The following is a 12,248-nucleotide window of genomic DNA, read 5'->3' on the forward strand; positions in this document are numbered from 1 at the left end:
GTAGAGCTATCTCTATTTACCTGCGATAAAAATTCATTATGGAAGCTTACATCTTCAATTTTCACGACGTCATCGTTTTTATGACGATCATTGAGTGCATCATGCTGGCACTTTTTCAGTGGGCTTTGCCGACCGCACGTAAAACGGCCAGTGGAGCATTAATTGTCTTCTTGCTCTCAATTGGTCTGCACAGCCTTTGTATACTTCTCTTGTGGAATGATTTGGTTCACACCCTCGACTTTTTTGACTTAAACGTCGTACCTTATTTACTTATGTTGGCTGCATTTAGTAAAGGGCAAGCACTCTATTTTTATGTTGCATCGCTAACAGAACATGACTTTAAGCTAAGAAAGAACCAACTTGTACATTTATTACCCTTGGCCCTTAGCTGGCTTTTATTGTTAGTACTACAAATTGATAGCGATGCACTGCGCTGGCGGGCGGACAATCAATCACAACTGTCCATTACCGTGGTGAATTTTATTTGGCATAGCTCAAAAGTCATTCCGTTTATATATGGATTAGCCGCTGTACATTTGGCGCGCCGGTACTACCTGTCACTCAAAGATCAATACTCTTCGTTCTCAAGTGGCGAGCCCAGCTGGCTGATAGTGCTAACGGTTGGATTTTTGCTGCATTGGATTTTTTCACTGGTCGTTCATGTTGGCGCCCAATTCAGCACCATCAGCCTTTCCAATTATTTAGGTATCTCTGAAAATTATGTCGTTTTCGTGCTGATCAATGGCCTTTTTGCCTACAGCGCCGCCTATGCTCACAGAGTATTAACGACAAAACCTGTGACCCTTAAAACGGTTCCTGAAGATCAGCCGAATGATGCTGCCATTGTGAAAGTCAAAAACGGCATGGAGGTTGACAAATTATTCTTACAACAAAACCTGAACATTGAAGAATTTTCGAATCAAATAAATCTACCCGCCAGGGATGTGTCCGGCGTAATCAATAAACATTTTGGCACCAATTTTTTTGAATTTATGAATTCTTACCGGGTAGAAGAAGCCAAAAGGCTATTGTTAGACCCTGCCCACAAGCATCTAACGATTCTCGATATTTTGTTACAGGCAGGGTTTAACAGTAAATCAGCGTTTCATCGCTTCTTTAAGCGACTGGTGGGGATATCCCCCTCTGAGTACAGAAAACAATCGGCAGGGAAAGGGGAGCGATAAACGCAGGTTTGCGTTATTGCCCCCCCCCCCGAATTTACGGTGCGATATAACGAATGTTATCCAACTGCAGATGGACATTCGCTTGCGCTTCCCAAGTAGGGGAAATCACCAATGGAGTATTTACCCGGCTTAAATCCAGGCCGCCATTAACCAAGTCATTGATTGGCACCTCCACCGTCTGCCAGCCATCGGAGCCGACCATGCCTAACTCTATATCGCCGGAACTGCAGGGGTGCACACAGTCAACCCGGATAGCCACTTGACTTGCCAAACCGTAGTCCAATACCTGAACATCAAACACCAGACGACCGCCGGAAAATACGCTCATATCCTTTGGGCTGGTCGACTGAATAAAGGCTATACCACTGCCTCCCGCATTGCCAAATTGAACATCAATAACTTGCCCCCGGGCATTATCACTCGCCTCCACGATTGACGTTGAAACATGGTTCGCGGCAGTCTGATAAATACCAATACCAAAATCCCAGTTCACATTAATGGCATCGTCAAATACGGTATGCGGCGTTTCTATGGTACTGGATTGGCCGGCCAATATGGCCTGAGGCGCGCAGTCACCCAAACATTCATAAGCAATATTGTTTATTTTAATTTTAGCCGTCCCAGCGGCCAACTCTAAAACAAAGGGATTCACCACTGAATTCAGGTCGACCTGACCCGGCTCAATATTATTCGCCTGCAGCTCGCTCAAGCGCACAACCACGCGCGTCCACTCACCCACACTGGGTTCAATTTCTTTTTGGCTCACAGCGGGCCAACCACTATCCACCTTCACTAAAAATTGCGCGTCACCGGACTTTTCTTCAACCAACAAATCGAAGGCAATCTGCCCGGTTTGGGCAAACTGAGACAGATTCACACCGCTGGCCAACCCATCTTCTTCCGAACTCTGATCTGCACTGAGAAAAATATTCGCCGCACCGGAAAACTCTGCGCTCCACACCGTATCACTGCCGGTATTAAAGGCCGGGTCAACCACCAGGTTACCAGCATTCGACTCATAGTAGCCTGGTGTTAGCGAACGCAGGGTGTCACTGCTGGGCGTCTCTAGGGTCAGTGTTGTGTCCCCATCCCTATAGAGCGAAAAACTCTTTATATCGGGGGCGGGAAAACCCGGCAGTCTTTCTATTTGGCTATCCAGCAAATCACTACAACCAGCGCCTGTTTCTGGATCGAGCGCACACTGATAAACACGCACATAATCGACCAGAAGTGTCTGCGGAAAGGACGTCGTATCATCCGGATCCTGCGGCCAATTACCGCCCACTGCCAAGTTAACAATTAAGTGGAAGTTTTGATCGAAAGGCGCCGCGCCTTCACCCAACTGATAGCCTGCACCAGAGTCGCTGGTGTAGTAGGTGTACCAGCCGTCGGATGTTTGTGTGGCATAATGAACGTCATCCACGAACCAGTGGATTTCCCCCTCCGACCACTCAACTGCATAAGTATGAAACTCTTGCCACACATCTGCAGGTGGCACATAAGAGGTGCCGGAGTATTGATTACCCGGCCACGCGCTGCCGTAGTGCAAGGTGCCGTGAACTTCGTTGCCGCCAGCGGCATTGGTATTCACGGCCTCCAATACATCAATTTCGCCACTGCGGGGCCAACCACCATAAACATTGTCGGTGGGCAGCATCCAAAAAGCCGGCCAAATGCCCTGCCCTTGCGGTAGCTTCGCGCGGATTTCCATTCGGCCGTACTTAAAATCGCCTTTGCCTTTGGTGCGCAGACGCGCCGAGGTGTAGTCGCGCTGAACGGAGGTATCATTGGGATCGTAGCTAGGCGAATCATCCCATTCACCCGGGCCCTGATAACTTTCTTCGCGCGCAACGATATGCAAGAAACCGTTGTCGAGATAGGCGTTCTCCTCGCGCGGCGTGTAGCACTGCAACTCATTGTTGCCACCGCCGGTGCAGTTAACCTCAAAGCTCCATTTGTTGGTGTCAATGCTCTCGCCTTCGAACTCATCACTCCACACTAGTGCCCAATTTTCATTCAAGGACTGTGAACTGGCAGAGGACGTGCTGCTAATGCTAGATGAGCTGATCGAGGAGCTCGATGGGGAGCCGACATCAGTCGTAGAACTACCTCCGCCACAAGCGGCCAAACCGGTTAGTATCAGTGGCAGCATTGCAAGTGACAATTTTCTCATGGATTTTGCCTCTTTATTGTATGGGCTAGTCTGAGCACGGGAGTTATCTTTGAGCTCCATTGGAGCTTTACATCCTCAGAACAAGCGGGGGAATAACATGATAAAAACGCTCTGAAGGCTTCTGATAAATTTGATACAAGTATGGCTTTTATTATGTAGGGCGGGTAAAAAAAACCCCTCCCTGACGGGAGGGTAAGTTTCTATACGAAGAGCCAGAAATACTCACATATTCATTTGACTCAAAGCCGTGGCGACCTGACACGCCACCAGCTTGTGCGAATGTAAACCAGTCACCCGGTTGCCCATACATCCACCTTTGTAGTTTGACCTTAGTAAAAGCACTAATCGTCCCATTTTTACAATGAATACAAAGATGGGATGCCCCAATAAAAGCGAGGCTCTGTAATCATAGGGCTTAAGGTTCCAACAATCTTGGGGTTCGCTTTATGTGCCGAAGTGTATCCGCAAGGTGGGACACCTGCCGTAAGCTACCCCTTAATTGTCGGTCGCACTATCGAAAATACGAGTTAAGCTGCTGCTTGGCCACAAACAAAAACGGCACCCGAAGGTGCCGCTAATTCCAATCAAGCTTATACTCTACAGTGATTCAATAAAACTCAGTAAATTACTGCGCGCATTGTTGGACAGTCCATCGTAGGCTTGCTTTGCCGCGAGCGCTTCACCACCGTGCCAACGAATCGCCTCGTCGATAGTGCGAGCACGGCCGTCGTGCAAAAAGTTTGCGTCGGGAACACACGTCTCATAACCGTCTAGGCCGAAACCGTCCCAGCCGATGCCACCCTCTACGCCACCGGTTACACAGGCGGATAGCCCCACACCCCAGAGCGGAGCTGTGCGCCATTCACTACCGGTCGCCTCGCCTTCACCTAGGTTATCGGCCAATCCCGGGCCCATGTCATGCAACAACATATCGGTGTAGGGGCGAATGGTTTGGTCGCGTAACTCGGCCAGTGGATGGTACTCACTGGTTTGGTGAGTGGGGGTATGACAATCCGCGCAACCGATTTGATCAAAGGTTTGTTCGCCATCGAGTACGGCTGGTTCATTGTAGTTGCGCTGCGGACGCACCCCTAACAGTGAGACATACTTAACCAAATTGTCCAAATGTTCATCAGCAAGCTCACTGCCTGCTGGACCACAGTCGTTTTGCGCCGATCCACAATCGGGGTTGGGTAACAGGCTTGTCATTACTCCCATATCGGTATTAAACGCCGCGGCCACCTGATGCTTAACACTAACCGCTGCCGCCTTATAGCCGAATCGGCCCAGTCGCGTAACGCCAGTTTCAGGATCCGCGATACGGTTAGCACGCCCGGAAATGCCATCGCCGTCGGCATCGTTGGGGTCTTCCAGTGCCAGGATAGCCGACTCTGGAATCGCCTCTAACAAACCCAGACCATTTAAGTTGGGCGCCAAACGAGCTGAAAAAGTCTCTGGTGTGCCATTGCTAAAGGTGTAGTTGGGTGAACGCAAACCGCCCGATTCTGTCCAAGACTGAATGGCTACATCACCTTCACCACCCAGCCCACGTGGCTGTAAAACACGGCCGCGATCTGCTTCAGGGTTGCCATTGGCATCGCCAATTTTAAACACCCAACGATCCAAAGATTCACCGATCTCGGCCACCGAAGCACGGCCATTGCGCACGTGACAGTCGGAACAGCGCTCGTTAATATAATTGGGGCCGGCTTTGCCAACGGCGACACTGTTTACACCATTTTCCGCACTTTCATCGTGTACACCATCAACAAACGACGAGTGGTGGATATGACGCCCCAACACAAATGGCTGACCATTGTCATAGCCTAAGTTAGTCGCCATCTGCTGAAAGTGACCATCGGGCTCTGCCGTCATTTGCACGTGCAAGGTGGTATCACCACCCATACGTGCCCGCTCAGGCACAGGGATAGTGTCACGTTGTAAATAATTGCCGCTGACAAACTCTACCTTATCGGTAACATCCCAAGGCACTATGCCCTCACCCACAATATACAGATACGTCGTGCCGTAATAATTGGCACGTCCGCGCGGCACACCCACATCGAGGAACTGGCTGATTTCAAACTCGAGTTTATCCCCCATTTGGATGGGCCGACCTTCACGGCAGTTCCAGTTTTCCTCTTTCCAGTAGTTCACATTATCACTGGTATTCATTACGCCATTGCCGCAATACTGAGCGAGGGTATGCAGCCCCTCATACCACCAGCGATTTTCAGCCTCGGTATCGGACAATTTAAATTCAGTGCGAACATTCATCCGTATGCTGTCGCCACCCTTGGCCACGTAATCGATAATTTCTATCGCTGCGGTACGATCTTCCCAGTAAAACGACAGGTAATGATCGTAGGCCTGAAAGTGGTTTTCTTTGGCGTGACGATCGCGAGCCCGATCGGAAAAACGAGTGATCAGGGCATCACCTCGATCAAAACTGATCACCGGCTCCAACGCAGTATTATTATCAAACAAAGGCGTTATTTGCGCACCGGGCGGCAAGGTAACGGGGCAACCGTTGGCGTCGACACTGACGCCCGCCGCAGTGTTGGGGCATTGGTCATTGGCATCAACAACGCCATCGTTATCACTATCGCCCGGTGTTGGATCTGGATCAGGGCCCGGATCTGGATTTGAACCGGCTCCCACAGTGTAGCTTTCCCACGGTGAGTCGACAGCTCCGCCCAAGTTGGCATCCCAATAGGTAAAACTGTAATCCACTACATCGCCACTACTTAAACCGCTCGCGTTATAGGTATTGCGACCGCTGCCTTGCACCATAGCGACATTAATTTGACCGCCACCGTTAACACGGTAGTGCAAATCCGCCCAGTCAGCCATGTTGAGATAAAATTCTAGGCTGCCCTCCGTCGGCTCGTTGACACCGGAATTACCATCAGTGTTCGTTATAGCGCAGCCATCGGCGTCGACCTGGGCTCCCGTAGCGGTAGCCGGGCACTGATCGATATTATCGGTAACGCCATCGCCGTCACTATCGACTACCACTTTTTCCAGATTAATCCAATTTAAGTTTAAGCCCGCCGCATCGATATTAATACGTACATTGGCATTGCCTGCGGCCACCTCTATATTACCCAGCACCAGACTTTGCCAGTTCTGCCAGCCACCGGTACTGCTCACCGAACTGCTGGATGTGTAGGCGCCATTGATGCCAACACTAAGCGCTCCACCATCATTTAACGCCGCTACGCGCGCCGTCACCTGATAGGTACCCGCCGCCAAATCTGTACTGTATTCAAGCCACTCACCGCTCTCGGTCCAACCTACGTTGTAGCCGCCATCGGTGTCAGTGGCCACCTCGATATCAACATCATCATTGCGATATTCGCTGCCGTTATTGCCGGCGCTACTGTCTAAAAAGTTGATGTAGTCTTCGGCTTGAATTTTCACGCTGTCGGCACTGCAACCGGTGGCGTTAACACTGGCACCTGCCTGCGTATTAGGGCAGGCATCGTCGCCATCCAACACACCATCATTGTCGGTGTCGGTCGCAGATACTTGGGCGCAGCCCGAACTATCAACCGCAATGCCGGCCGGTGTTCCGGGGCAAGCATCGTTCTGGTTGGCAACGCCATCAGCGTCGTCATCGGCGGCACTGCCACCGCCTTGCCAAATAATGTCATCAATGGCTATCGAAAAGTTGGCACTGGGCATAGTGTCGCCGCTGAGCACCACAAAGGGATAAGCGAGAGATTGCAACGCCACCAATGCGCCGCGTAAATCGCTCACCGGTACAGTTGCCGTACCCCACTCGCCGTTACGCACTAAACCATACTGATTCACACCAGCGGGGAAGTCGATATAGTGCTCATTGGTATAGGTGTCTGTCACACCAATTCTAAAGGACACATCAGCGGGCGCCTTAATACGAAACGTTACTGTGCCGTCGGCAAAGTTACTCATATTCAAAGGCTGACGCGATTGAATGCCACCGCCAAACCACTGACCAGGCGCAGTGTAATCCCAACTAATCACATTATCGCCTTCATCTGCCGGCTCAGTGCCGCCGGTAAGGGAGCCAGTACTCCAAATATATATATCGGAACTGACACCCGGCTCAAGCTTGTTGTCGGTTGCGGTGTTATCGGTAAACACACCAAAAGTGCCCACTTCAGCCTGGGTGGTATCGCCCAGCGTCACCTCTCCCATGCCGTCGTATTCGTAGACACGTACATAGTCGACGTACATTTTTGCTGGCAGTGGTGCGGTTACCTCGCTATTTTGCTGGGCATCGGTGAAGTTGCCACCTACAGCCATATTCATCAGCAAATAGAAAGGAGCCCGGAATTCGTCGGATTCATCGGTAATGGGCACTGGGTTATCGTACATATCGTATTCAACACCGTTATCAACCACCGCAAAACGCAACGATTGATCGGTCCAGTAAAGCCGATACGTGATAAAACGATCGTTCATCGGGGTTTGCGAGACATAGGCGTTATCTGTTTGCCAGGCCGACATGGCCGCACAAGTCGGATTGCCTTCTACGCAGGCATCGTCGGAGTAAAAAATGGCATTGCCACCGACAAAGCTATTTGGGGTCGCACCGGCGTGGAAATGGTCGATCTCGGTTTGGCGATGGCCCATTTCCATCATGTCGATTTCGCCCTTGGCGGGCCAGCTGGCGGTGGTGGTGCCCAGCAGCCAAAAAGCGGGCCACAGGCCTGTCTCTAAATTGGGCACCCGAATGCGAGTCTCGATCATACCGTACTGAATGGCGACCGCATTCTGGCTGTCGAGCTTGCCCGAGGTAAAGGCACTGCCCTCGACGTTCTCGGCGCGCGCTTCAAATACCAAAGCAGAATTGCCGGGCTCACCCGGAACCGCTTCAATAGAAACGTTATCAGCCTGATAATATTCCAGTTCTTGATTGCCCCAGCCGCACAAATTGGGGCCTAATTGACAGCCGTTACCTTCAACGACGTTCCAGTGATTGGTATTGATATTGTCAAAATTGTCTTCCCACAACAATTGACCAACTTGTTGCGCGTGGGATGTACTCACAGCCAAAGCCGTGGTGAGTGCGGCTGCGCCGACCATTAAAGGGCGGCAAACCGAATATCGGTTGCGTTTATTCATAGCGCTACTCCAGGGTTTGATTATTGTTAAAGTCCCATGGTATTTAATTTTTGTTGTGCTTTCTGAGCCTTGTCATACAAATGCGGCTCAATGTCCTTGAGCACAATACGCGGCTTAATACTAACCGGCTCATTACAACGCTCGGGTTAACATCTTGCCAACTTGATTCAAAGCAAGCACTACCGAGCGCACATTTTTCACGCACAGCTGCCTTGAATGATAAAAGTAGTGTTAAGAGGCCTTTTCGTCGTCCCGCTTTACTCACAATTTCCAACAGTTACACCGTTAAAACTGGGACTTCGCAGCGCCTTGGCTGGCGGGGGCTACAGCAAGGGTATCAGTTTGTAAAACTACCATTTTGTAGAAACGTCCCGCTTTCAATTCCACGGCACGTAATGAAATATTTAAATGGTGGTGATTTTTGCGCCAGAAAAATTATTCTAGTGGCGCCTGCTTTATTTAAATTCTATTGATCAGGCCGAGACAAGAGAACAGTTCACTAATGACTGAGTCAAACGTTTTAGTTCGCCACTAAATACTCTGAAACGATTCACTCAAGAGAAATCCACAAAAATATTTGCGGTTAGCCTACCGGTCAACGGACAATGGTTAATATCTGTCGCGGTATTTATAAGCCCTGAATGAAGAAGGTTACCCGGATACACCATCAATCGGTTAACCCTGTATTCAACTGAGGCGGTCATTTCAAATCGGTCATTCGAGCCGGCAATATATTCGTGGGCAGGCTCGGACTGTTTAAGCTCACCTCTTACCGACTCAATAAAGACAGATCTGTTGTCAGGCTTTACCCGTTCCACTCCACTCGCTTTGTGCCGAAAAAATCCTGTGCCGCCAAAGTCGCCATCTCCCAGATAATGCATAACCGCGAAATAGCGGGAAACATCAGAATCAAAATGAGGTAAGCGTTGCAAGGTCGACAACTCCGACGGCCTTTTAGTCACTAGAGAAAAGAATTGTTGATAACAGCGCCCCTGAGCGGTATCAGGCAGTGAGTAGACCGACTGTATTAAAGGTTGCAGAACACTTAATACCGCACTGCCATAACTGGAAGGAAGAACCGCTCTGCACCCCGGATACCCGCCCTGTGCCGGAGTAAACCGCGCATAGTCCTGTGCCACAACCCGAAGGCCATGAAGCGAATCGCCAAAGTCATCAATAACAATAACAGGGGTCTTGCTCTGGCCAACCAGTAGAATATTTTCTACCAGCGGCTGTTTTATTTTTATCATATCCTATCAATCATTGCGCTGAATTGTGCGCGTTTTTCGACTGGCAGTAGTGATCGATAAACTGCTGATGCGTGGGCAACTTGGAAACCATAGTCGACTTTGACTGCCTGATACTAGCCAAAAAATCATTGAGTTCTTGGTCACTCATTACATCGGCAAAGCCGTGATACGATTTTGGCTCTACCCCCTGCCCCATCATTACCTGAATCCAAGATTCCTCACCAAACAGTTCATTGTTAACCTTAAATACTTTGGCCGAATCTGAAAACAAATCAATTTTTTGTTGCAGCGTGTCGGGAATTTGCATGTTCTTACAATAGCGCCAAAACTCAGTATCAGTTCGATTAGTCACTTTATAATGCAAAATAATAAAATCTCGAATTCTTTCCACATCGATTTTTGTCTGCCGGTTAAATTCGTCCACATCACTGGCATTAATGCCCATTGACGGAAATAACTGTATAAAACGTACCAGTGATTTTTGCACAAGATGTATGCTAGTGGACTCTAAAGGCTCTAAAAAGCCACTGGCCAGCCCTAGCGCCAGACAGTTTTTATGCCAATGCTTGCGACGAGTTCCGGTGCGAAACTTTATTTTTTTAGGTTGTGTTAAAGGCTCGCCTTCTAAGTTTGCCATTAGCACTTCTTGAGCTTGCTCATCGCTCCAAAATCGACTGGAATAAACCATGCCATTACCTACACGGCTTTGCAGTGGTATTCGCCACTGCCAACCCGCATCGTGGGCGATAGAGCGCGTATAGGGCAATGGATCCGACACCTTCGGCGTCTGCACGGCCAGCGCGCTGTCACAAGGCAACCAGTGAGACCAATCTTCAAAACCTGCATGCAGTGACTGTTCGATCAGCAACGCTCGAAAACCGGTGCAATCAATAAAAAAATCGCCGTCAATCACTTTGCCAGACTGTAAGGTCAGCGATTGTATATTACCGCTACTTTCATCCAAATTAACTTTTTCAATTTTTCCTTCTTGACGCTTAGCACCTAGCTTCTCGCTGAATTCGCGCAAATACTTAGCGTATAGGCCAGCGTCCATATGATAGGCATAATTCATTCTGGCGTTAGGGGCAATCGCAAACTTACCTTCATAGGCCGCTAACAGCTCGGCGCAGTAATCGGCGTAAGGGTAGTCGATACCGCGCGCTTTACCAGCCAACCAGAAATGCACAAAACTGCAAGCCCAACAATCTTTACCCGCATAGCCGAACGAGTGAATATACTTGTGGCCTTTTTCGCGCCAATTTTCAAAACTGATGCCCAACTTAAACGTACCGTTAACAGTTGCCATAAATTCTCGCTCGTCAATATCGAGAATATTATGAAATGTGGTCAACGGTGGAATGGTGGCTTCACCCACGCCGACGGTGGGGATATCGTCTGATTCAACCAAGACGACCTCATTTTTTTTGCCCAGCGTTTTCGCCATAACAGCGGCGGCCATCCAACCTGCGGTGCCGCCTCCGGCAATCACAACTTTTTTGATGGGGTTCATGGGTCACCTCTCAATAATTTTAAAATTTATTGTTTTAATTTTTGTGCGAAATTCATCCACGCTAAGCGCGCTGCTGGTTCATTATCGGGATCTAACATGCCTTGCAGCGCCTTGGGTATATTGTCAGTGGCCATAGCATTGTCAGAAAACACATAGTGCTCAAACATGGCTTTCCAACTGGCTTTTTCACGCGTATTCATACCACGCAAAGCCAGTATGGCGTGCTCCAATGCCAGATCGGGCACCCCCATATAATCGGCCGTTTGCTTCCACCAATAGTTAACCAGCATATTGATTGGCCCGCTGCTTTTAACTCTGTGCCACCACAACGGGGGAATATAAAGCGCATCACCCGGTTGCAATCGCGCCACCACACTGTGCTCAAGTGCGGTGGAGAATTTGGGAAATTTTTCGAGATCGGGCGCGTCAAAATTAACCATACTAATTGCCCGCCCCGAAGGCGTTCGATCCACTGGCCCTATGTATAGGTTAGTGACCTGCTCGGGAGGAAACAGTGTGAACTCCCGCTTACCAGAAACACAGCACGCAATGTTCATAGGGCTGTCAAAGTGGGCGGCAATGTCGGTTTCACCACCAATCCAAAAATTGGCCAAAGGCTGTGCGCCGGACATGACAATATCGTTTTTCTCGCGAAAACCGGGCAGCCATTTATCTATCCGAGTGGATCCAATATAACGCCCCTCAACGGCCTCTTGCAGGCTGTTCAGAACCTCATTTAAATGGGCACTGGCCCGATCGAATGTAAAGCCACTAAAATCGTCTAAATAGCCTATTCTGCCACCCGTCACACCGGCTTTGATTTGGTAAAAGGTAACGGGCAAATCGGACGAATATTGTTTTAAATATTGGATGAGACTGGCATCGGAAACCGTCGCCTCAGCCACGGCGGGCCAATGACTTACAAACCCTTTTAACACGACCGGGACGCTTAGGCCCGGCAGTTCCTCGGGCACTGTGCCCGGTTCTGTGTAGGGATGGTTTGCAACGGTGCTCATGGC

The 12,248-nt window shown here is 49.6% G+C and carries 6 protein-coding genes; 1 reads left to right on the plus strand and 5 read right to left on the minus strand.

What is annotated here, in order from left to right; all coding sequences use genetic code 11:
* The first annotated feature begins 38 nt into the window (after nucleotides 1-38).
* A complete protein-coding gene (locus Q4526_RS16230; protein ID WP_215978173.1) occupies nucleotides 39-1,184 on the plus strand; it encodes an AraC family transcriptional regulator in 1,146 nt (381 codons plus the stop codon).
* A 34-nt stretch (nucleotides 1,185-1,218) separates the two neighbouring features.
* Here the strand turns inward: Q4526_RS16230 and Q4526_RS16235 are convergent, their stop codons facing one another.
* The 5 genes from Q4526_RS16235 to Q4526_RS16255 form a co-directional block, all read right to left on the minus strand.
* Nucleotides 1,219-3,357 carry a glycoside hydrolase family 16 protein gene (locus Q4526_RS16235; RefSeq protein ID WP_215978174.1) on the minus strand — a complete coding sequence of 713 codons (2,139 nt, stop codon included), beginning with the start codon at nucleotides 3,355-3,357 and terminating at the stop codon, nucleotides 1,219-1,221.
* Nucleotides 3,358-3,954: 597 nt separating this feature from the next.
* On the minus strand, nucleotides 3,955-8,469 hold the full coding sequence (locus Q4526_RS16240) for a di-heme oxidoredictase family protein (RefSeq protein ID WP_215978175.1): 4,515 nt from the start codon (nucleotides 8,467-8,469) through the stop codon (nucleotides 3,955-3,957).
* A gap of 554 nt (nucleotides 8,470-9,023) precedes the next feature.
* The gene (locus Q4526_RS16245) at nucleotides 9,024-9,719 is read right to left on the minus strand and encodes a DUF6445 family protein (protein ID WP_215978176.1); all 696 of its coding nucleotides are present in this window, start codon (nucleotides 9,717-9,719) and stop codon (nucleotides 9,024-9,026) included.
* A 10-nt stretch (nucleotides 9,720-9,729) separates the two neighbouring features.
* Entirely contained in the window at nucleotides 9,730-11,229 is a 1,500-nt protein-coding gene (locus Q4526_RS16250) for a tryptophan halogenase family protein (protein WP_215978177.1), read from the minus strand.
* Between the two features lie 26 nt (nucleotides 11,230-11,255).
* Nucleotides 11,256-12,245 carry a cupin-like domain-containing protein gene (locus Q4526_RS16255; protein WP_215978178.1) on the minus strand — a complete coding sequence of 330 codons (990 nt, stop codon included), beginning with the start codon at nucleotides 12,243-12,245 and terminating at the stop codon, nucleotides 11,256-11,258.
* Between the last annotated feature and the right edge of the window lie 3 nt (nucleotides 12,246-12,248).

Origin of the sequence: Gilvimarinus sp. 2_MG-2023 (assembly GCF_030547685.1) — a bacterium.
GTDB lineage: Bacteria > Pseudomonadota > Gammaproteobacteria > Pseudomonadales > Cellvibrionaceae > Gilvimarinus.

Bases quoted from the DNA above. Each gene is read 5' to 3' on its own strand.
- Q4526_RS16230 (WP_215978173.1), top strand. From the start codon at position 39: ATGGAAGCTTACATCTTCAATTTTCACGACGTCATCGTTTTTATGACG.
- Q4526_RS16235 (WP_215978174.1), bottom strand. From the start codon at position 3,357: ATGAGAAAATTGTCACTTGCAATGCTGCCACTGATACTAACCGGTTTG.
- Q4526_RS16240 (WP_215978175.1), bottom strand. From the start codon at position 8,469: ATGAATAAACGCAACCGATATTCGGTTTGCCGCCCTTTAATGGTCGGC.
- Q4526_RS16245 (WP_215978176.1), bottom strand. From the start codon at position 9,719: ATGATAAAAATAAAACAGCCGCTGGTAGAAAATATTCTACTGGTTGGC.
- Q4526_RS16250 (WP_215978177.1), bottom strand. From the start codon at position 11,229: ATGAACCCCATCAAAAAAGTTGTGATTGCCGGAGGCGGCACCGCAGGT.
- Q4526_RS16255 (WP_215978178.1), bottom strand. From the start codon at position 12,245: ATGAGCACCGTTGCAAACCATCCCTACACAGAACCGGGCACAGTGCCC.